The 21,837-nt window shown below is 58.8% G+C and carries 20 protein-coding genes; 7 read left to right on the forward strand and 13 right to left on the reverse strand.

The genetic code is table 11. From position 1 onward, the window contains the following. Window positions 1-10: 10 nt before the first annotated feature. On the forward strand, window positions 11-1,234 hold the full coding sequence (locus A3AS_RS0109870; protein WP_018317433.1) for a phenylacetate--CoA ligase family protein: 1,224 nt from the start codon (window positions 11-13) through the stop codon (window positions 1,232-1,234). 348 nt (window positions 1,235-1,582) lie between these two features. On the opposite strand, the gene A3AS_RS0109875 is transcribed toward A3AS_RS0109870, so the two are convergent. Next, window positions 1,583-1,963: a DUF5681 domain-containing protein gene (locus A3AS_RS0109875; protein WP_018317434.1), complete on the reverse strand. Its 381-nt coding sequence runs from the start codon at window positions 1,961-1,963 to the stop codon at window positions 1,583-1,585. A 727-nt stretch (window positions 1,964-2,690) separates the two neighbouring features. Beyond that, window positions 2,691-2,966 (reverse strand): helix-turn-helix transcriptional regulator, encoded by a 276-nt coding sequence (locus tag A3AS_RS44925; RefSeq protein WP_018317435.1) that lies wholly within the window; start codon window positions 2,964-2,966, stop codon window positions 2,691-2,693. Window positions 2,967-3,019: 53 nt separating this feature from the next. Between A3AS_RS44925 and A3AS_RS0109885 the strand changes: the two genes are divergently transcribed. The 5 genes from A3AS_RS0109885 (at window position 3,020) to A3AS_RS48235 (ending at window position 7,496) form a co-directional block, all read left to right on the forward strand. After that, complete coding sequence (locus A3AS_RS0109885; protein WP_018317436.1) at window positions 3,020-3,826, forward strand: YqaJ viral recombinase family protein; 807 nt, start codon at window positions 3,020-3,022, stop codon at window positions 3,824-3,826. Window positions 3,827-3,897: 71 nt separating this feature from the next. Beyond that, entirely contained in the window at window positions 3,898-4,125 is a 228-nt protein-coding gene (locus A3AS_RS44930) for a hypothetical protein (protein WP_084674811.1), read from the forward strand. A gap of 19 nt (window positions 4,126-4,144) precedes the next feature. Then, window positions 4,145-5,323: an ERF family protein gene (locus A3AS_RS0109895; protein ID WP_018317438.1), complete on the forward strand. Its 1,179-nt coding sequence runs from the start codon at window positions 4,145-4,147 to the stop codon at window positions 5,321-5,323. Between the two features lie 497 nt (window positions 5,324-5,820). After that, window positions 5,821-6,258, forward strand: coding sequence for a recombinase family protein (locus A3AS_RS46530; protein WP_198293690.1), 438 nt, complete (start codon window positions 5,821-5,823; stop codon window positions 6,256-6,258). Then, window positions 6,222-7,496, forward strand: coding sequence for a recombinase family protein (locus A3AS_RS48235; RefSeq protein ID WP_198293691.1), 1,275 nt, complete (start codon window positions 6,222-6,224; stop codon window positions 7,494-7,496). Before A3AS_RS46530 ends, A3AS_RS48235 begins: the two co-directional genes overlap by 37 nt. A gap of 655 nt (window positions 7,497-8,151) precedes the next feature. Here the strand turns inward: A3AS_RS48235 and A3AS_RS48240 are convergent. From A3AS_RS48240 to A3AS_RS0109960, 11 genes are all read right to left on the reverse strand, one after another. Then, window positions 8,152-8,448 carry a hypothetical protein gene (locus A3AS_RS48240; protein ID WP_198293692.1) on the reverse strand — a complete coding sequence of 99 codons (297 nt, stop codon included), beginning with the start codon at window positions 8,446-8,448 and terminating at the stop codon, window positions 8,152-8,154. Between the two features lie 107 nt (window positions 8,449-8,555). Beyond that, the gene (locus A3AS_RS44935; protein WP_084674812.1) at window positions 8,556-8,768 is read right to left on the reverse strand and encodes a hypothetical protein; all 213 of its coding nucleotides are present in this window, start codon (window positions 8,766-8,768) and stop codon (window positions 8,556-8,558) included. An 823-nt stretch (window positions 8,769-9,591) separates the two neighbouring features. Continuing rightward, the gene (locus A3AS_RS0109915) at window positions 9,592-10,152 is read right to left on the reverse strand and encodes an HAD-IIIA family hydrolase (protein ID WP_018317441.1); all 561 of its coding nucleotides are present in this window, start codon (window positions 10,150-10,152) and stop codon (window positions 9,592-9,594) included. Window positions 10,153-10,742: 590 nt separating this feature from the next. Further along, window positions 10,743-11,465, reverse strand: a complete 723-nt coding sequence (locus tag A3AS_RS0109920; RefSeq protein ID WP_245283179.1) for an SDR family oxidoreductase — start codon at window positions 11,463-11,465, stop codon at window positions 10,743-10,745. A gap of 8 nt (window positions 11,466-11,473) precedes the next feature. Continuing rightward, on the reverse strand, window positions 11,474-12,835 hold the full coding sequence (locus tag A3AS_RS0109930) for an FAD-binding oxidoreductase (protein WP_245283180.1): 1,362 nt from the start codon (window positions 12,833-12,835) through the stop codon (window positions 11,474-11,476). 5 nt (window positions 12,836-12,840) lie between these two features. Beyond that, on the reverse strand, window positions 12,841-13,695 hold the full coding sequence (locus A3AS_RS0109935; protein ID WP_018317445.1) for an NAD(P)-dependent oxidoreductase: 855 nt from the start codon (window positions 13,693-13,695) through the stop codon (window positions 12,841-12,843). Continuing rightward, window positions 13,692-14,918, reverse strand: a complete 1,227-nt coding sequence (locus A3AS_RS0109940; protein ID WP_018317446.1) for a class I SAM-dependent methyltransferase — start codon at window positions 14,916-14,918, stop codon at window positions 13,692-13,694. Before A3AS_RS0109940 ends, A3AS_RS0109935 begins: the two co-directional genes overlap by 4 nt. Then, the gene (rfbC, locus tag A3AS_RS0109945) at window positions 14,915-15,466 is read right to left on the reverse strand and encodes a dTDP-4-dehydrorhamnose 3,5-epimerase (RefSeq protein ID WP_026201848.1); all 552 of its coding nucleotides are present in this window, start codon (window positions 15,464-15,466) and stop codon (window positions 14,915-14,917) included. The genes A3AS_RS0109940 and rfbC overlap by 4 nt, the downstream gene beginning before the upstream one ends. Beyond that, a complete protein-coding gene (gene rfbG / locus A3AS_RS0109950) occupies window positions 15,463-16,548 on the reverse strand; it encodes a CDP-glucose 4,6-dehydratase (RefSeq protein WP_018317448.1) in 1,086 nt (361 codons plus the stop codon). Before rfbG ends, rfbC begins: the two co-directional genes overlap by 4 nt. Next, entirely contained in the window at window positions 16,548-17,315 is a 768-nt protein-coding gene (rfbF, locus tag A3AS_RS0109955; protein ID WP_018317449.1) for a glucose-1-phosphate cytidylyltransferase, read from the reverse strand. The genes rfbG and rfbF overlap by 1 nt, the downstream gene beginning before the upstream one ends. Window positions 17,316-17,480: 165 nt before the next feature. Beyond that, complete coding sequence (locus A3AS_RS0109960; protein WP_018317450.1) at window positions 17,481-18,428, reverse strand: glycosyltransferase family 2 protein; 948 nt, start codon at window positions 18,426-18,428, stop codon at window positions 17,481-17,483. Window positions 18,429-19,381: 953 nt separating this feature from the next. Here A3AS_RS0109960 and A3AS_RS0109970 point away from each other — a divergent pair. Next, complete coding sequence (locus A3AS_RS0109970; protein WP_157644248.1) at window positions 19,382-21,754, forward strand: hypothetical protein; 2,373 nt, start codon at window positions 19,382-19,384, stop codon at window positions 21,752-21,754. Window positions 21,755-21,837: the final 83 nt, after the last annotated feature.

Below are 21,837 nucleotides of genomic sequence, written 5' to 3' on the forward strand. Positions count from 1 at the left end.
AAGAACAGCCATGACCGCCCACTACGATGCCCGCGAGACGCGTGAACAAGCCGCTCGCGAGGCCGATCTGTTCTCCCGCCTGCCAGAGGTGCTACGAGCCGCAATGGCCGCCCCGGCCTATGCCGAGCGGCTGAGAGGCCTCGATCCCGCCACAGTGACCTCCCGGGAGGCGCTGGCGGGCCTGCCGGTGTTGCGCAAGTCGGAACTACCCGCCCTGCACAAGGCCTCCGCGCCCTTCGGAGGCTTCGTGGCGGCGGCGCCGGGGTCGTTTGCCCGCCTCTTCACCTCGCCAGGGCCCATTTTCGAACCGGAGGGACGGCAGGCCGATCCCTGGCGCGGCGCAAGGGCGTTGTTCGCGGCCGGGTTCCGCCCCGATGACATCGTCCTCAACACCTTCAGCTACCATCTCACCCCCGGCGGCTTCATTTTCGATGCCTCGGCGCGGGCTCTCGGCTGCGCCGTGATCCCGGCAGGGCCTGGCAACACCGAGCAGCAATTCGAGCTGATCGAGGCCTACCGCCCGGTCGGCTACAGCGGCACGCCGGACTTCCTGAAGATATTGCTCGATGCCGCAGCGAACGCGGGACGCGACGTCTCCTCGATCAAGCGCGCACTGGTCTCCGGGGCGGCGTTCCCGCCCTCACTGCAGTCGGAGATCAAGGCGCGTGGCATCGATGCCTACCAGGCCTTCGGCACCGCTGATCTCGGCCTCATTGCGTTCGAGACCGAGGCGCGCGAGGGCATGGTCGTGAACGAAGACCTGATCCTGGAGATCGTCAAGCCCGGCACGGGCGATCCCGTGACGCCGGGCGACGTCGGCGAGATCGTGGTGACGTCGCTCGATCCGCACCATCCCTGGATCCGGCTCGCCCTCGGCGACCTCACCGCAGCGCTGCCGGGCCCAAGCAAGTGCGGCCGCACCAACATGCGCATCAAGGGCTGGATGGGCCGCGCCGACCAAACCACCAAGGTCAAGGGCATGTTCATCCGCCCCGAGCAGATCGCCGAGATCGGCAAGCGTCATTCTGCGCTCGGAAGACTGCGCCTCGTCGTCACACGGCAGGGCGAGACCGACGCGATGACGCTGAAAGCGGAAACGGCGGCCACGAGTGACGCCCTGCGCGAGGAGATTGCGACCAGCTTGCGCGCCGTGACGAAACTCGGCGGAAGCGTCGAGTTCGTCAGTCCCGGCGCGCTGCCGAACGACGGCAAGGTGATCGCGGACGAACGGTAGGGGATGTCAAATTCCCTGCGAGCAGGGAATTTTGCAGGGAATAGATCGTTTTTTTCGGACCTTTAGACAGCGGGCACCGGAAATGCCTGAGAACTATGGATCTCCAGCGGTTCGCATAGATCACTGCAGGGAATCCAAGCGTTCCAGCAGCGAATTCGGGCCCCAGCAGGAAAACTGAGGTGAGTCCACTTGGTGGAGTCGGCGGCATCATTTTCTCCAAAAGCCCAAATCATATCCTCGTCGCAAATTGCGCCCCCGCGCAGATCCGCAAAGACCAGCTGGACCGGTCCGCGGAATAGCATGCCTACTGTGCAGCCCGGTTCTTAAGGCAGCCCCTGGCGCAATGGACTAGTCGTTCAGTTTGCGCCCCAGCAGCCGTTGCGACAACCTATTCAGTTTCTCTGTGACCCGCTCCCTGGCTTCGCTCTGCTCCCGATGTCTCGCCTCGGTCGCTTGGAGAGATCCATCAACTAGCGGCTCGAGGCCCTGCAAGATCTTGAGCGGTCGCAATTCTCCCTCGTCGACCGCCGACGTCACGGCTTGCTTTACCAGCGCTTGCAATTTTGTGATTTTGTACTCTTTGCCGTGCTCACTCACCGTAATCTCCTGTTGAAGCTCTTCGTGCAGCACCTCGGCGATCCATTTCATCGGCTTGCGGTTGGATGGATTCCTGGGCTTGCGCTTGCCGCTGGGATTTCCCGACTGCCCCTTTTTGAATCGCCCCTGCATCGGTGGCCTCCGATACCCAACTTTGTAATCATCTCCATCGCCGTCAGACATGGCTCGCCGCCTCCGCATCGCCATCAAAGCACTTCCCCGTCAGCGCCTGCGCTGCGGACCTGCCCATCAGCGTTTGCTGACGCCAGATGGCAAGGTCGACGCCGACCAGGCGCGATGCACCGACGCTTGTTGCTCGCGCGGCAACCCACGATCGTTGCCTGCCGATCGATGCGCGGAGGACAGGCCGCCTGCGCGAGGCCAAGCGGCGATGAGCATGTTGAGAACGACAGCCGGAATAAGGCTGTCGGCGGTCCGGCGGGATTTGGCGCTTGCGGCGACTTCGCGGCGAACCCCTGCCCTTCAAGATCAATCGATCAAGTTCTCGATGTAGGATTTTCCATTGATGACGCATGGCGGCTCCTTTTTTCACGGACGAATGGCAAGACCGATGCCCGAGGACATCAGACATCCTTGTTCCGCTACAAAATCAGGGAAACGCCGCCTGAACTCCGCCTCGTAGCTGGCCCACGACGGTTACCCGTTCGGCGTTCAAACACGATGGCCCAGCTAACAGGCCAGAGCTTCTCTGAAACTTCTTAGCGAATCGTAACATCAAAGCAGATGGCATTGGCTTTTCCGCTGATGATCCGCGTGAGCCAAAACGCGGCCGCCGGCATCGCTTGATGCGGCGACTCGGAAATCCAAACAATAGTGCTCGGCCGTGGAGCTGCGGATATTAGGTCTTTGAAACGTTCGGCTTGCGAAGCCGTACGCCTGGTCCGCTTCCATTTTCGAATAGGAAGTCGATCCCGGCAGACACGACTGCATTTACGATCTTCTGAACCGTTTGATCACGTCCCCCAAGCGATCCATCCGATGCCTCAAGCCGCTTGATAGTTGGGATCGACACTGCAGCAGCTCTGGCCAAGTCATCTTGGGACCAGCCCAGCAGCGCCCGTGCGGCTTTGAGTTGGCGCACTGATACTTTTAGTATTGACTTTGATTGATCCATTTAATACTTTTAGTATCGTTGTGGAGCTTCCGAATCGAATGAGGAGAATTGCAATGATGCCAGAATTTGCCAATGCAATTGCCAAACGCCGCGCGTTCATAGGCGGCTCCGATGCCCGCACCATCATGGGCAATGATGCCGCGGCTCTGCTTGGGCTCTGGCAGGAAAAGCGCGGCGAGGCTGAGCCCGCGGACCTCTCGGGAGATCTCATCGTCCAGCTCGGCACCGCAACCGAGCCCCTCAACCGCGCCTGGTACGAGCGGCAAACCGGCCACGCGATCGAGCACGTTCAGCGACGGGTTTTGCACCCGGTCCACCGCTGGATGGGAGCGACCCTAGATGGGCGGGTGCACCAAACCGGTGATGTCTTCGAAAGCAAATTCGCGCTGCCCTGGAATTTCTCTGAGGAAGCGGCGGCGGACAAACACATGGCGCAGCTGCAGCACAACATGTGGGTGGTCGCCGCCCGCGCCGCGGTGCTGTCGATCATCACCGGTGGTGGCAAATGGGTCGAGATCAAGGTCCATGCCGACCCGCTGTACCAGCATCTGTTGCTGACCGCGGAAAAGAAGTTTTGGCGCTGCGTGCAGACCGGCGAGGCGCCGCAGCTGTTTGGCATCGAGCCGCCGCGGCCGCGGCTGTCGGCGGTGCGGGTGGTCGACATGGCAGGCTCAAACGCCTGGGCGGAACTGGCCGCGCTCTATCGCCAAACCCGCACTGCCGCGCTGGAGCACGAACGGGCGAAAACCGAGCTAAAGGCACTGGTGCCGGAAGACGCCAAAGAGGCGAGCGGCCACGGCTTGCGGGCCAAGCGTTCCAAGGCGGGTGCGATCAGCTTTGAAGTGGTCGAAGCCGCCTAAGCGCCCCCCCGAGCTCAGCCACGGGACCGCCGCTTGCCAAGCGCGACCTCCCGCTTTCGGAGGCTCTGCCGATGCAGCTAACCTTCGACTTCGTCCATCTCGATCCCTCCTCCGATCCTCCGGAATCCTACCAGGTCGCCGTCGAGCTGTTTGGCGAGCTCTGGACTAAACTGCGCGCCTTTCAATCGAGCTACGCGCAGGACCAGGTCCTTCTGACTGTAACTCAGCACCTGGAGCAACAGCTGGTGGTCGCCGGGCTGTTGCTCGCGATCCAAGTTGATCTCTTCAGCGACCGATAGCCCAGCAGCGGAGAACGCCATGCAGCGAACCAGCGAGACCATCAGCCAAATCGCTAGCGCGTTGGCCAAGGCGCAGGCGGAGCTGGAAAACCCGGAGAAATTATTGACCGCGACGATCATATCGCCGTTCCCACGCGAGGAGAGCCGCACCTTTCGCTACGCCTCGCTCGCCAGCGGCCTTGAGATCGTGCGCAAGTGCCTTACCCGATACGAGATCGCGACCGTGCAGGCCACTGCGATCGATGCCGGCACCGGGCTGATCAAGCTCACGACCACCCTGCTCCACAGCTCTGGCGAATGGATTGCCTCCGATTGGCCAGTGTGTCCGGTCACCGACACCGCCGCCCCACACCGGATGGGCGCCGCCCTGACCTATGCCCGGCGTTACGCGTTATTTACCCTGGTCGGCATTGCCGGCGAGGACGATCTGGATGCGCCGGACCTGATGGCTGGCCCATCGCTCACGTCGCAGAGCGCACCCGTGGCCCAGGGGAAGCCGGTCAAGGGCGTCGTGAACCAGCCGCTGCGAGATGCGCAAGCATCGGCCGAGCTGCGGGACCGCCTGCTCGGCGAGCTGAGTTCACTGTTGAGCGGGGATGACCTCCTGAATTGGGCCAAGACCAGCCTGCCGCTCAAGAACACCCTGTTGGAGCGGGACGCTCGCGCGATTGAGGCGGCCTATCAGACGCGGCTCGAGGCGGCCGTCCCTTGTGAGATCAGCATCGCGCCGGACGAGCTTGCGCCCGGAGACCTGGTACCGGCGGAACGATCGGTTCAGGTGGATGCAGAGCGAGTTGGCGCAGCCGACGGCCCATCTACCCCAGAGCCAAGCATTGGGCTGGCCTTCCCCAAGGAAGCCTCCCGCAAGCGCAACAAGACGCACCTCGCATTCGTGCGCGCCCAGCCCTGTCTCGTCTGCAAGCAGACGCCCTGCGATGCGCACCATCTCAAATTCGCGCAACCGAGAGCTCTCGGCCGTAAGGTCAGTGACGAATTCACCGTGCCCTTGTGCCGTGCGCACCATCAAGAGCTGCACCGCCATGGAAACGAAAGGGCGTGGTGGGCGAACGTGCAGATCGCGCCATTGCCGGTAGCGCAAGCCCTGTGGGCAGCAAGTCCGGCCGCCCATGGTCCGGCCGAGGCCGCTGTCAAGACCGCGCCGCTTGCCGGAAAGCTTGGTTTGGAGAGCGCCCGATGAAAAGGCTCTTCCAACCACGCGCAAGCTGCCCGTGATCCCATAGCTGGAACGAGATCGACGCACGGCTTGCGAGCTATGGCTTCGACCAAACAGGCAATTACCACCTAGGCGTAGCTGGGCGAGGTTCTGGTCCTGTTCAAGCAGTTGTTGAACGCTGCACAAACCAAGCGCATGCGCTCATTCATAATCAGGAATCAGCGCCTCCCAACCCGCGCGATGCGCCGACCGCTCGTCCGAGGGCGACCAAGCTAGATCGCCAGCGCGACTGATATCTGGGCAGAAACCGGCAGCCCTTGCAAACGGCGCATTGCGCATCTCTATCAATCGGGCCGGCACGACTCGTCTGCGTTGCTTGGCCAACGGCGCAGTGGAGAGTGGCGCTGCGAATGCAATTCGTAAGCGCAGCAATCCAACTGGCACGTTCAAGGGATTCATCCTTGAACAGCAACCGAACAAGTAGTCCTATGTCTGCCACCTCGAGTTTGGATGAGTGAAGAATGAGTAATGACCTCATCATTCATAAAGCTCATCTGCCAAGATCGCTCCTCAGTGTTCGCGCAGCTCAATATGTCAGGATGTCAACGGCCCGGCAGCAATACCCGATCCTAAATCAGGCCGCTGTCATTGCGGCGTACGCCAACGCCCACAACTTTACGCTGGTTCGCCCCTACAAGGACGAGGGCGAGAGCGGATTGCTGATCAAGAACAGGACCGGGCTGCTTCAGTTGCTGGAGGATGTCGAGAGCAACCAAGCCGATTTTGGCCATCTCCTGGTCTACGGCGTCAGCCGGTGGGGACGCTTCCAGGACGTTGACGAAGCGCGCGTTACGAGTTCGTGTGCAGACGCGCTGGCATCAAGGTTGCCTATTGTGCTGAGCAATTCGAAAACGACGGCAGCATGCTTGCGAGCATCGTCAAGAACATCAAGCGGGTGATGGCGGCCGAGTACAGCCGCGAGCTTTCGGCGAAAGTCTACGCCGGTCAATGTCGGTTTGCGCGGCTCGGCTACAAGCCATGCGGTCGCGCCGGCTACGCTCTGGTGCGAGAGCTCGTCGATGAAAAGATGCAAACCAGACGTGTGATGAGGAAGGGGGAGCGAAAGTACATCCTCACTGACCACATTCGCATAAGACCCGGTGCCCCGAAGGAAATCGCGGTCGTGAAGTGGATATTCGAAAGATTCTTGGAGGTCAGATCCGAGACGGTCATCGCTTGGGAGCTCAACCGGAAAGCGCTCGCCTCGAGCACTGGCGTGCCATGGACCCGCGCTGCGGTCGGCATTGTTCTTAGAAATGAGAGCTATATCGGAAACCTCGTCTTCAACCGAAAGTCTCAAAAGCTACGGCAGGCGGCAGTGAGGAATCCGCCTGAACAATGGATCAGAACCGAGGGCTGTATCGAACCCATCATCGATCGCGAGGTCTTCTTCAGAGTCAAGAAGATCATCGAGGAACGCCGCGTTGATCTCTCCGAGCAGGAGATGCTTGTCCGGCTGCGCCGAACCCTACTCAAAGAAGGCCGTTTGACCCCGGCCATCATCGATCGAACACCGGGATTGCCCTGCTCGGCGACCTGTCAAATACACTTTGGCAATTTTCGAAACCTCTATCGATTGCTCGGTTACACACCGAAGCGGAATTACGAATATCTCGACGCTCGTCCTCTCTGGTCCGAGTTGAGGTCAAAGCTTGTCCAACAGGTCGCCGCCGCGATTAGGGCGGCAGGCGGGCGCATTGGTTCGGGCGGCTGGAGCGATTGCCTGCGGGTGGACGGAACCGCCTGTCTCTCCGTTAGGGCGGCCCGCTGGACCCCTGGTCGAAAGCCAAGCCATGCCCCCCACTGGAGCATTCAGCGCGAGACGTGCCTCCCTGACGGCTGGATTGCCGCTATCCGGCTAGCCGAGCACAACACAACCGTACTCGATTACGTATTGTTGCCGACCGACGGCAAAGTAAGGCGCACGATCCGCTTTTCCGAATCATCGCGAGCGCGGCGGGGAATTGCGAGCTTCAAGACGATCAATGGCCTCGTTCACGCCATCACCCGACGACTAACAAAGCCGGATCCAGCCTCCCGCGCCACGCAGAAGCCAAGGAGCAAGCGGCCGAAAGCACCTCATCTCAAAACCAGCAACATCCACCGACGACGTCGACGTCCGCCAAACCGCTTTTAAGAACTTGTGCCGACGCTCAGGGTCAGCTTTGATGCTCGCATTTAGGATATGCCTACAACGAGTGTCCAGTATGAGTGTTAAGTCGATTGTCGCGAAAATCCTAAGGGACGAACTCACCTCTTTGGGTATCCGGTCGCTGACTGTCCAGGAGTCGGAGAGGATCGCTGCTCGCATCTTCGAGCGGATCACTGAGCTCGAATTGGAGCTTGCCGCTCGTGATTTCGCTTCCGTAAGCCCGGATCGCGACTAGCCTCTTTCTCGTTGTGTTGCTTCGACGAGCAGCCATGCAAGTATTGGGGCGCCTCCGAGCCGGCCCGACTTCCGTCGGCAAGTTGCAGAGGGCGGAACACGTCAGGCTCGAAAGGGGGTACCGACCGGGCTGCTGCCGGGTCAGCAATCTCAGCTATCGGCTGCTGTAAATCACAACGCCGTCGCCGCCGGCCGCATGAGCAAAAAACAAACAAGCCCTCCCGTTAACGCTGGCGAGCCACCGTGCTAGGGTCAGTTGGCGACCACTAGCGCGGTCGCAATCTCAGTTAACTCCCGCCGGCTCCCAAGTCGGCGGGTTTTTCTATGAACAGGACCGATGAGAGACGCCGGTCCAGACTGTCGGACATTAACTTAGCTTTAACACCCGTTGTGCAGCGGCGCCGTCTCATATAGACAAGGCCTTCAGCATCAGTTGCGTTTGAGAGTCATGATTACGTACAAGCAGTACCACATCGAGCGATTTGAGCACGGCCATAGGGGTTGGGTTGCCCGCATTACGCGGGCGGATGGCCAGAACATCCGCACCATCCTGCCGGCCTCTGAGCATCCTTACCTCGATACGAAGCCCACCGCTTCCGCCGAGGAAGCCGAGGAGCTTGCCAAGGAAGGCATCGACTTCGGCGGGGTGGTTTAACGGGCCCCTCGACAGCACGTCTTCACCTTGCAGCGAGATCTCGCGCATCGCTTGGAGAAATCGCTCGCCTGGTGCACGGCCCTTTGATTGAGAGAGCGCGGGCGTAAATCATGCACCGCCAAGGGCCAACTGTTTTCCAGCCCGTCACCTGCGGCTCATAGCGAGACACCCCGCTTCTCCAGCCACGCCAGCGCGGCGGAGCAAACGGCTGAAAGCAAAGCGGTCCAAAACCAGGACCTTCCACGAGCGGCACTGATCGAACGCAGATATAAGAAAGCTCCAAGAAGCTTCCCGTAGTTCCTGCGGAATTCCCCATTAAGCTTGGCTAGTTCCGGCAGATCGGACAAAGCCTTGCATTCGTCGGCCATTGGCTGGGCTCCATTAGCGGCTGGACCAGCATCTCATGAACCACTGTTTTGCCCGACGGCGCAAGCGAAATTTCGGTTTTTTCGATGCGTCCTATTTGGCGACCGCTGGATTGTGGGCCGAAGCCTACTGAATTGCTAATGTAAGTCGCTGAGGCGCCTATCTCAGGCTGGAGTCAGGCCAACAAGGAACCTCATCGGTGGGACGGGATCGACGAAAGTTCTGCCGCACCATCGCGTAGAGCACAAAAAGGCCGAGGGTAATGACGACGGCCAGTAGTGGGAAAATGTAGTTCATGCACCCTCCAAGGCTATGAAAATACTAGCAGCGAATTGCCAGCTGTCCAATCGAACGGAGTTCCCCGGCTTGCGCGCGCGCTTTGAGTCCCGCCTCTACGGTCCTGACCCGCTTGTGATCCTCATACGTTGTGCCGCTACAAGCGTTTGAGCCCCGCCGCTGCCGCAAAAGCGGAGCCTTCTCATACCGCTCCAAGTTCGACAGGAATCTCATGTCCTTTGTCCAGCGCCCTCAACCACGACCAGGATCAGACCTGGCCTGAGGAGCTCGCGGTCGATGCTGTCGACTCCTTAGTTGAGTCAGGCCCTAAGTGCGGCTTCCATATTCGCGCCCTTGAGCTCCCCGGCAAAACTGCATCGAACCAGCAAAGCCCGAGAAGGGCTTCGTCCAACGAGATAAGCCATGCCGATAAGCGTTGCGGGTTGCTATTACTTTCCCAGCGCTGGTTTGCCGGCCGGTACTCTTCGGTGCGTTGCCCTCCCGGATTTCAGCAGCTAGCGATCGATCCGTCGATTGCGAGACACGGCATCAATCCTTCGTTCCCCCACCTCTGCGCGACAGTATTTGAGGCGGGGGATCGGGGGACCACTCCGTTAATAGCCGAGCGATGAACGAATGGAGGTTTGACCCATCAAATAGGTAGGCCGCGATGCCGGCCGCTTGGGCCGCATCAAGATCACTCTGCTTGTCGCCAATCATGAAGCTAGCATCGATATCAACTGGGTACCGCTCAAGCAGGGCTCTGATCATCCCCGGCTGCGGCTTACGACAATTGCAGAGGACACGGTAACGCTCAATCAGGCCATCTGGGTGATGTGGGCAAAACTCGAACGCATCGATATGCGCGCCAAAGCTTCCAAGCTCACGCGACATCCATTCGTGCAAATTGCGAACATGACGTTCCTGGTAAAACCCCCTCGCAATTCCTGATTGGTTCGTCACGACAAACGCGAGATAACCGGCGTCATTGACCGCTTTGACGGCCTGTTGGGCTCCCTCAACCCACCGGATCTTGTCCGGATCAAAAGCATAGCCGTCGTCCTCGTTGAGGACGCCATCACGATCAAAAAACACTGCCGGACGCTTCAAAGCTCAGTGGCCCAAGTTGTAGGAGATATCCGCCAATCTTCCGACAATCATTGCTTCTTTTCAATATGTCGCACCCTCCGACGGGAGCTCTCTACTCGCTGTATGCAGCCAGCTCATTGCTGTTCATCCTTAAATTGGGTTCGTTTTGTCACTTCGAAACTAGGTAGCCTCGACCGCCATGTCATCGGTGGCTCGGACGCCCGCATCATCGCCTCTAGCAAGGTCTTCTTCCTGGGAAGGCCACGTAGCGACGGGCATTACGTCAACGCCGCTCCCATTCGGTGCGGCGCCTCGACGTCTTCGCTTTTGTCGGGTTTTCTTCCATCCGTTACTGGGTCGCAGCTCGGCGATGAACCGTCGTCAATGGTATCTCCTACGTAAGGACAAGCGGCCTTACTTTGCGGCACTGCCTGTTGACCGAGATTGTCTCGCTCAAAACAGACGAGGACTTACGCCGGTATCTCACCGCTGACGCGGGGCTTCGGGTAACCTGATGATGATTTGGCGCGTCCGCACCATTCAATTGACGCCACGGGGGCAAGTCCGGACGTCGCTTCAACCATAAGAACAGATCTGTTCAACGCGTGAAGTTAGAAATTCAGTTTTTTGAAAATTCGCCAGGGTAGCCGAGAAATCGCGAGGGCGACTCCCGCCCAAAACCTCGGAAAAAAAACCGCTCCGATGTCGTTATCAGCGTTCGCCATTACATAATCTGCAACTCGCGCAGGCGATACGATGGGGAAGAGCAGACGCTTGCCAAACGACTGCTGGGTTTCGACGTAGCCAAGTCGAAAGAACTGAACCAGCACGCCGGCGCCGACGGTGAGATGGCGCAGACTTTCAAAGTAGCTCTCCAATCCCCTTTTTGCAGCGGAATATACCACGTTGGCTCTCCTGCCGCGAACGGCGGCGATCGAACCGAAACCTACAATGCGCGCTCGCTTTTGTTGCAGAAGCTGCGGCAGTAAGTGCGCCGTGACTGCCATCACGACGGTGAGGTTGGAATTTACTATCCGAAGCGTGTCCTGCGCGTTTAACAGCCCAAGGTCATCCGGCTGCGATGCCCCAATCGGAAAATAAAGCCCATCGATCTCGCCGAACTGCGAAGCGGCCGCTGCGATCTGCTGCACACAGACCGAGGGGACACTAGCATCGGCGGCGACCCTTCGCACCTCGACGCCGTGGACCAATCGAAGATGGGCGGCGAGCGCATCAAGGTCCTGTGCATCGCGTGCCACCAGAAGCAGCGCCGTACCACGCGCCGCAAGTGCTTCGCATAGCGCGCGTCCCACGCCCGCCGATGCTCCAATCACCAGGGCTCTCAAAGGCCGAGCCTTTCGGATAGATCGGAACGAAATAGGCGTTTCGGATCGAACGCGTGGAGCGCGTCTCGGAAACGATCCGCTCCGTCATAGCAAAAGTCGACCACACCGCGGGGCAAGCGCGAATCCTTAATGATGTTGGGCAGGCCGCCAAGCGCCATCACCCGTTCGTCGAGAAAAGCCATGAACCGATCAGCGGCTGCACCAGCCGGCACATCGAGGGCGAGACAAATGCCTGCCCCGGTGAATCGCAGCAACTCCCGCCTCCCGGCAAATGCCTTTGCGGATGACAGTGTGATCGGCAGAGGTTGGGCACGGACATAGGCGCGGACTGACTCGACATAGTCCTCAATCGCCTCGTCAGGCAGGATCGCCTGATACTCGCGAAAACCTGCGGCGCCGAACAGCTGAAAGTACAACTGCGTCTTGTGAGCCGGAAACAGCGCATCCTGCAAGGAGACGACCTGTCCCCCCAGTGTCCTTTTTTGTCGGCGCCGAAACTCCAGGTTGAGGGCACGCGATGAGATCGCATTCATCAGGGAAACCGGCCAGCGGCCGCGGCTCTCGGATGATAGCACGGGCGGTTCCGCATCCGATGCCCTCGATGCGCCTTCGTCGACGAACCTGCCCTGAAATAGATAGCCGCTTCCGAACCCGGGCCTTGATGATGCCATGTCGTGCCACGTATAGGCGAAATCGGTGCCGCGGGTGGCGAGCCGCAGGCGCTCGAATCCTTCTGCGGCATCGGCGAACGGCACGCCGCGCATCTGGACCCAGGCCATCGGTGCTGGTGAGGCGCGCAGTCGTGCGCGGATGATGTGTCCGGTCAGACCGTAACCGCCACAGGTCAATCGAAACAGGTCCGGATTTTTCTGTGGCGACAGCTCTAATATCCCGTGAGACGGATGCAATAAATCAATCGACTCGACCTGATTGATAAACGTGCCATCGCGACTTTGGTTCTTGCCATGGACGTCGGCGGCGATACAGCCCCCTACCGAAATTCGGCCATGCCCCGGCTGGATGGGCAGATAAAGCCCGCGCAAAGACAGGAAGCGGTGCAGCGCGAACAGCGAGATGCCCGTCTCGACCTCAACGACATGGCATGCGGAATCGAAATCCGTGACGCGATCGAACGATCGGTGCGAGACCGACAAACCATCCTGCAGGAAGCTTGCTGCCGCGTAAGAAAGCCCGGAGCCTCGCGAAATGCGCGGTGTTTCTGCCAAGTCGGTTCGCCAATAGCGATACCGATCGGGCTGCTGGAGTTGCCCTCGGGCATGGATGCGGCCGTCGAAACTGACGAAATCTGAGTCCGCCTCCGGAGCGGCGGATGGCATCGACGAGACTTGGCCGCCCACGATAGTCACTGCGACGACAGCTTCAGCGCGTTGAGCTTGGAGGGCACGCCCCAGAAGGCCATCGGCTCGTAGTCGGGATACGGGAAGTGACCGCGGCGGAGTTCAATCCCACTTGATCGTGAGCGTCGGCGTTGCGACACAAGATCCAATACTGATATCGGCGCGCCGCTGCAGCAGTTGATGACCCCATTGCAGGCTAGTGGATTCTCAAGAGCCAATGCGAAATTCGCGGCAACATCGTTGATCGGCAAATAGTCGCGCAGCTGATCGCCCGCCGACATGTTGAAAAATGGAGCGTCTTCGTCAATTGCGCGATCGAGTTGCGCGAGCAGGCTACTTGGGTTTTGCCCCTCGCCATACATATAGAACAGCCGCATCCACTGCAGAGTGAACGGCTTTTGCTGCTGCAAGAACTCCAGTGATTTCCGCAAGGCGTCCTTGGCAAGACCATAGGCCGTGATCGGCGCCGTAGCGCCTTGTTCGGTCAGCGGCCCATACTCCATGCCATATTCAAGGCAGGTCCCCGCCACCATGATTTGCGAGACACCCGAATCCACGGCTGCTTCCAGAAACGACAGGTCAGCAGGAAGATTGCGGCCGAGGTGAAAGAAGTCGCGATAGTTCGGCAGACCGGGCCAGGCCAGATGGATCAGGGCATCCGGCTGAGATCCATCCGAAAGCGCCGGCCGGAAGTCCTGGTGAAGGTCGCAGGAGATAAATTCCAGCTGCGTGAACCACGGCAGCGATCGGGCCTTCTCGCCGTTGCGGGCAACAGCGACAACAGAATGACCTCGGCCAAGCAGCGTGTTAACAACGTGCCGCCCGACAAATCCCGTCGCGCCTGTCACCAGGATTTTCACGGAATAACCTTGAGCTCCGGAACGGCTATGACGAACTTGCTGCCTGATGCCAGAAGCTGCTGCTGCTGCTGCACCACCTCGTCGGCGATGTTCCAGGGGAAGATGACAACCCAATCGGGCTTGACCTTCGCAAGCTGGGACGGCGGCAGGATTGCGAGGTGATTTCCCGGCATGTAGCTCCCCTGCTTGGAGGCCGCGGCATCGCACACGAAACTCACGAGATCATGTTTGACCCCCGCATAGTTCATCAGCGTATTGCCCTTCGCCGCGGCACCATACGCAGCCACCGATTTGCCTGCGCGCTTTTGGGTAATCAGGAATTCAAGAAAGTCATCCTTGACCTTGTCCGCCTTGCGCTGAAATCCTTTGTAGATGGCCAGGTCACGCAAGCCATAGGCCTTCTCCTTTTCCAGCATATCCATCACAACCGGCTGTGTCTCCCGCGGATCGCTTTCGTGGCATCCGTAGATGCGCACGCTTCCGCCGTGCGTCGGCAGTTCTTCCAGATCGAAAATTCGCAGTCCTGACCTTGCAAATATGTGGACGACGGCGGTCAGCGAGAGGTAAGAAAAATGCTCATGATAGACCGTATCGAATTGATTGAGCCTGATCAGGTTCATCAGATGCGGGAACTCCAGGTTGATGGTGCCGCCCTGCTTCAGCGCAATCCGAAGGCCGTCCGTGAAGTCATTAATATCGGGGACGTGCGCGTAGACGTTGTTACCGCAGATTAGGTCGGCGCGCTTGCCCCCTTCCGCCAGCTCCGTCGCGGTCGCCTGTCCGAAGAACTTGCGCAGCACCGGCACGCCGATTTTTTCTGCAGCGTCGGCGGTACTGCTGGTCGGCTCAACCCCTAGACATGGGATGTCCGCCGCAACGAAGTTCTTCAGCAGGTACCCGTCATTGGACGCGACCTCGATCACGAAACTGTCGCGGTTCAGCTTCAGGATTTCAGTGATCTTCTCCACATAACGCGCCGCGTGCTGCAGCCAACTGCGGGAGGTTGAGGAAAAATACGCATAATCGCGCGAAAACAATTCGTCGGCCGCCGCATAGTCCTCGGTCTGGACCAACCAGCATTTGTCGCAGACATAAAGCCGCAGCGGAAACGTCGTCTCCGGCGCGCGCAGCTGGCCGGCCGACAGATAGGCATTCGATGGGGGCGCGTGACCGAGATCGAGAAAGACGTGTTCGAGCTCATGATGGCAATGACGGCATTTCATACGACGATACCTTCGAAATTCCTCTCGAGAAGCGGATGATGGAGGTCCCTATCGGACAGGTCGGTCGGCGCCAGCGGCCACTTCACACCAATCATTGGATCGTCAAAGCGGACGGCACCTTCTGCTTCGGACGCGTAGAACGCAGTATGCAGATATAGAAGTTCGGAATCCGGCTCCAGCACCTGGAAGCCATGCGCGCATCCTTCCGGGATGACGAGAGCGCGGCGATTGTTTGGCGTGAGTTCCAGCGACGTCCATTTCTGGAACGTCGCCGATCCCTTGCGCAAATCGACGGCCACGTCGAACACGCGACCGCTCAGACACCGGACGATCTTCATTTCCGCATGTGGCGCGTTTTGATAGTGCAGTCCCCTGAGCGCGCCGACGCGACGCGTGATCGAATGATTGATCTGAACGATCGATCGTGATCCGATAATGTCCTGTTGCTCACGAGAGCAGAAGAGCCGGGAAAATGCCCCACGCGAGTCTTGGTGGGCCACGCTCTCCGCAACCCAGACCCCCTCGATGCCTGTCTGCTCAAGCTTCATGAAGCCGAACCCTCGGCCCACGCCAGCTTCCGGGCACTGGCGTGCGCGACATACCGATCGAGCTGCGCACGGCTCATGACATCGCTTCGTTCGAGCCAGGCCTGATACCACTCGGCGGTGGCTGTTACACCTTCGTCGAAGGTCCATACCGGCCGCCAGTGCATGCGCTGACGGGCCTTGTCGCAATCGACCTGAAGCAGATGCGCTTCGTGGGCCTGGACCTGACCGGCGTCGTACCATTCCGCAGCCGGCCATTGCAGCTTGATCGCGTCGAGGACCTGCCGAACCTGGCGGTTGCCTTCCCGATCGGGCCCGAAATTCCAGGCCTCGGCAAAGGTGGAATCGCGTTCGATCAATTTCTGTCCGAGCATGAGATAACCCGAGAGGCATTCGAGAACATGCTGCCAGGGTCGCGTCGCCGTCGGCGATCTGATCTCCACCGGCCTGCCGTGCCGGATCGAGCGCACCAGATCCGGAATCAGACGATCTTCGGACCAGTCGCCACCGCCGATCACATTACCGGCGCGCGCCGTGGCCAGCAGTGGCGCGTAGGGCGAGTTGAAGAATGATTTCCGGTAGCTGGCTGCAACCAGTTCGCACCCGGCCTTGGACGCACTGTAGGGATCATGCCCTCCTAGACGATCGGTCTCGCGATAGCCCCAGACCCACTCGTTATTTTCGTAGCACTTGTCGGTGGTCACGACGACAATCGCAGCAAGGCGCTCCGCCTCGCGGCATGCGTCGAGCACATTTGCCGTGCCGATCACGTTGACGGCCCAGGTCTCCAGGGGACTGCGGTAGGAACGCCGCACCAGTGGTTGGGCGGCCATGTGGAACACAACATCCGGATTTGACTTGCGGATCCGATCGCGGAGCAATTTTTCGTCGCGAATATCGATGAAGTGGGTCTCGAGGTCGAGATTCAGCAGGCCGAAATGGTGGGGATCGGTCTCCGGCGGAAGCGCTATTCCCGTCACCTTCGCGCCCAGCGCCTTGAGCCATAGTACCAGCCAGCTTCCCTTGAAGCCGGTGTGTCCGGTCACCAGCACATGGCGACCCTTGTAGATATCGCCGAACATCATCACCAACTCTTCCAGGGGGCCTTCCCCGACGACCACAATTCCTCGAGATGATTTTTGTCACGAAGCGTGTCCATCGCCTGCCAGAAACCGCTGTGGCGATAGGCTGATAATTGGCCCTCGGCAGCCAGCCGCTGCAATGGCTGCTGCTCCCATATCGTCTCGTCGCCGTCGAGATAGGACAGCACGCCGGGCTCGAGCACGAAAAACCCGCCATTGATCCAGGCGCCGTCGCCCGCCGGCTTTTCCTGGAAATGGTGGACCGCTTCCTTCTCAATGTGCAGTGCGCCGTAGCGACCGGGGGGTTGGATCGCGGTTACGGTCGCCAGCCTTCCAGCGGCGCGATGCTTGGCGATGAGAGCCGAAATATCAAGGTCCGCGACACCATCGCCGTAGGTGAAGCAGAACGATTCATTGCCGATATACGGCGCGACCCGCTTCAGGCGACCGCCGGTCATGGTTAGTTCGCCGGTATCAACCAGCGTCACGCGCCAGGGCTCGGCGAACTTCTCGTGAATCTCCATGCTATTCTCACGCATGCTAAACGTGACATTGGACATGTGCAGGAAGTAATTGGAGAAGTACTCCTTGATGACGTAGCCTTTGTAGCCAAGACAAACCACGAAATCATTGATCCCGTGATGCGAGTACATTTTCATGATGTGCCAAAGAATTGGCTTGCCTCCGATCTCAATCATCGGCTTCGGCTTGAGGTGGGATTCTTCGCTGATACGAGTGCCCAAACCACCGGCGAGAATGATCGCTTTCATCTTATCTCTCAGTCAGTTCAAGAAACGGAAACACCGCTTCGGCTCGCCCCTCGCAGAGCGGCTCGTCCGGATGCATAGACCTAGGAAGCCTCGCATTTATCAGAAAAATGCCCAAAATCCCATACCGGTATGTCCGGCTTAAATCAAGATATGCCCTGTTCTCACTTACGACACCACGACGGAACACTGCGCGTGCGTGTAGCGGCGGTTCACCACGTAGTTTGGTCGCCCAAGGCTGTTCTTGTAGGACCTCGCCACGTAGAGCGCTGTGAACGCCGCCGTAAATCCGAAATACGTGCAGCCGCACAGAAGGTTCAGCAGCAATAGCCACGGGCTTTCGGCCAATATGTACGCAGCTCCCAATACAGCCGTGAGCAGCAGCCACAAAGGCAGCACATAGATTGGCAGGCGTAGGGGCAGCGTGGTTGACGATAGGATACCGGCGATGGCGAAGATCGTCATTCCGACGAGATTGTAATTTGTCTTCCCAGCGATGCGGCGTTGCCGCTTGTAAGGCAGGCCGATCCGCTTGAAGCCGACCCGCGAGATCGACGCACGGATGAACGGGAACGAGCTGTGGTCGTTTACAACCGCATCGCGCACTTCGGAAGTCAGGAGCGAGAACTCGGCCATGTACAGGATAATGTCCTCGTCCGCCAACGATCGGACGACATGGTAGAAAAACTTGCGTAGCATCTTGACTGGCCGCGCTTCCTCGCGATCCACGCGCGCACCATAAACGATATCGAAGCCCTTCTCGTAATAGCTGACGAAATCCAGCAGCATCTCCGGCGGGTCTTCGCAATCGACGTCGATGAAGGCAATGACGTCGCCCTGCGCGTTGCGCAGTCCACATTCCAACGAGCGCTGGTAGCCGACATTGGCGCTTAGCGTGATCACATAGACGAAATCATATTGCGCGCGCAGCTTGCCGATTTCGGCATAGGTCCCATCTGTGGAGGCGTTATTGAGGAACAGCAGCTCGACGCGGTAACGCGCGGAAAGCAGCTCGATCACCGGCAGCGCCCGCTCGAAGAACAGCGGAACGACCTTTTCCTCGTTATAAACAGGACAAACAATGGTGATGCGCGAAAACTGTCGATGGTCGTTCAAGGCTGCGCTGCGCCTCAGTCTCGCAATCAGCGGGCCAGCAGCACCGTTACCGCTACCCAGGTGGGCTTCTACGTGATCTGCCGAAAAGTGTAAAGTGGCTGCCTTGGTTCCGACGCCACCGATTGGCAAGCAGCGTCGGCGGCAGGCTCGGGGCGCCGGCGCCGGGCCGGAGGGCGGCGCCAAGCTGACGGCGCCGCCGGGCTCGGGCTCTATGGTCTGGCCTCTGGATTTGCGCCGGGTGGGTAAATCGATTCTCCATGCCTAGCGATGCAGCCGACCTTCACGCCGGCCACGTTCGGTCAGGACACCATCAATACATATGGCCCGCTTTCCTTTCCTTTGGTCATCGAGGACGCCGGAATCAACCTCCCACTCGGATATCCGTTCTGAACCTTTGGCATGCCGTTTTAGCTGCACCGACGTCCTATTTCATCATCAGCCGGACGAAAGGTCGGTTCTCGCTAGCAGTTTCTTCTTTGGCGCGCTCGTCGTCGGCTTTATTAACACCGACCACTCTTTTCAACTATCAGTGGGCAATACCGCGGCCTTTGCCTTCGGTCCGGTAACGCCGGCGGTGTTCGCCAGCGCTTTCACCATCGCGTCCGGAAGCTTGCCGGTCCAATCGGCGAGGATCTGTGCCCGCGACTTTTGGCCGAAATCATACCCCAGTGCCGCCAGTCACGCCGGACTGTTCGCCGGGCCACTCAATGGCAATGGCGCCTGCCCGCCTGGCTGGTGACCACCTCCGCGACAATCAGATCAAACGACGCGCGCGAAATTCCACGCAAGTCGACCATTTTTCCCATGAAAAGTCCCCGAAAGGGGTTGGCTTTACTCGGGCTGGCTGTGACGGTAGCTTGCGCCCCATTCAGAAAGAACGGTCCACAACCTTTCACACCTCAGCCGCATCAGACTTCCATGCGAGCCAATCCAGCCAAAGCATAGAGTTCGTCTTGATCAGCAGCCTTAAGCTCTACCGGCCCCCTGTTCTCTTTTTGATCGGGACACTGATCATATTTTTGCAGGCCTACAGGGTGCCGTTCGTACCGATGGGCGCAGGACTGGATGCCTCATTCCCTCACATCTTAAATCTCGGTGCTTCCACCGGGACAAAATTTGGAACCGACATCGTCTACACCTATGGCCCGTTAGGCTTTCTCCTTGCGATAGAAGACGTCGGAATCAATCTCACGACAGGATTCGTGTTCTGGACCATAGTGTACGCGGCTTTCGCGGCCGCCACGTCCTACTTCGTGATTAGCCGTACAGAAGGATGGCGCGCAATTTTAGGACTTGCCGTCGGCGCAGCCGTCTCCGGCTTTATTGATGTCGACAGACTGCCGTCGTGCTTTGTCACATTGTTGCTATTTCTGGGGTACGAAGAAACTCGGTTTAGATACCCGATCATCGCATGCTGCGGATTTTTGGCTGCCCTCGGGCTCTTGATGAAGGTGACGATAGGTATTGGCTGCCTCGGCGCCATACTCGCAAGCACCCTGGTTCCTTTCACCTCAGTGCGTGAAATCTTTCAACGCGCCATAGTCGCAGCGATATCTAGCGTGGCGACTTTCTGTATCGCCTGGATTGTGCTCAGCGGCTCCCTCAGTGGAATGGCCTCTTACTTCTACAACTCACTACAACTATCCGCCGGATATACAGCCTCGATGAGCGTCTCTCGAGCAAATGAGAGCTTGAGCCTGAGCCTTTTCTTATCTGCGATGGCGCTACTCGCAGTCTTTGCGGGTTTGCTGCCGCGCTGGCGCAACCTGCATGCGCTAGCCATCGTAATTCCATCGGTCGCCATCAGCTGGAAACACGGCGTTGTTCGATACGACACGGTGCACGTTTTCGCGCTCGTTTTTATTCTGGTATTCTCGACCTTCTGCGTCTTGATCTTGCATCTGAGCAAACGATCGTCTTCGCCGAATAAGGCAAACAACAAATGGGTCACTCTTGCCTTCTACCGTCCAGCGATCGGCATCCTCGGTGCGACGGCAATCACATTTCTGACCGCAACAGCGCTTGTAAGTGCTGACATACAATTCACCCCCAAAGTTGCAGCCGGACTGGAGCCGCTCGCGCATCTCCGTCATTATTCGCAGTATCGATTGCACCTCAGACGGGTCTCTGATTCACAATTAGCCAAGTCTCGGCTGGATCCAGATACGCTAAGCCGGATCGGCAAAAAGACAGTCGACGTCTACTCCTATGAACTTGGTTTCATCGCGGCCAATCCGCAATTGAACTGGCACCTGAAACCGATCTTTCAGCATTTCAATGCGTTCACGGAACATCTTGACAGGCTCAATGCCGATTTCCTCAGAAGTCCGAACGCGCCCGCGTTTCTGATCATGCATCATCCAAACGACTCGATCGCCGGAGTCGATGGTCGTCACCAACTTTTCGATGATCCGATCGCCTTCCTTGAGGTCATGCGACACTACCGAACCGTCTTTGTGGAGAACGACCCTTCGAAACCTCAGATTGGCTTGTTGGAGCGCTCCTCGGACGCGGAGCGCCGGTTTAGCGAGCCGACGACTTTCAGGTCGGAACTAGCACGCTGGAACAACGCAATTCCCTTGCCGCCGGCGTCGCCCTCGACGATTCTGCGGATTAAGGTTGACCTCACAAAATCCCTCTCGGCGAAGCTCCAGGAAGCTCTGTTCCGCCTGGAACCCATACACCTGGTCTACATCCTTTCCGACGGTACCGAGCAAAAGTATCGGCTGATGCCACCGCACCTAACGAGCGGGGTTTGGATAGCTCCTTTTTTTGAAGATTATTCATCCCTCTACAAGTTTCTCGGTGGCGTCGAGTGGGCAGGCCCGAAAGTTGTTGGCATCCGCTTCGAGAGCAAGAGCCCAACCGACTACAGCGAGCCCTTCTACGTATCTTGGGAGAAGATAGATTGCGAGGAGGCTACGCCATGCCAGCCGACATATTCGCGATTTGCTTCGACTTTCGCCAACGGGCAGAAGGGTGTCCCATCTCTCATTCGGCCAACAATCGTCACGGAATTTCCCGTTCCGGTTCACACAATCGGAGCAATTGAAGTTCGGCTATCCACTTATGGACAGGTCAACAAGGGACTGTTGACCCTTGCGGTCGTCGACGGTAATGGGAGCAATTTGGGCCAATCACAGCTGGACGCCACGCTCGTGCGTGACAACGGCTACGCAATGTTCGTTTTCGACCCGATCATTCAACTCAATGGCGGCAAGGTCGTGCTGAGATTGTCGTATGAGCCCGTCGGCCAAGGAATGATAGCCGCCTGGAGAACTTCTGAGAGCGCCACCGACCTTGACTTGCGAGCTTACGGACAGTGATCCTTACACCTCCCCATCCCAATGGATGCCTGGCGTGCTGGAGTCCGTCCACGGCACGATAAATTTTGAAGCATTCAGTGTGC

Source organism: Bradyrhizobium sp. WSM2793, from assembly GCF_000379585.1.
Lineage (GTDB): Bacteria > Pseudomonadota > Alphaproteobacteria > Rhizobiales > Xanthobacteraceae > Bradyrhizobium.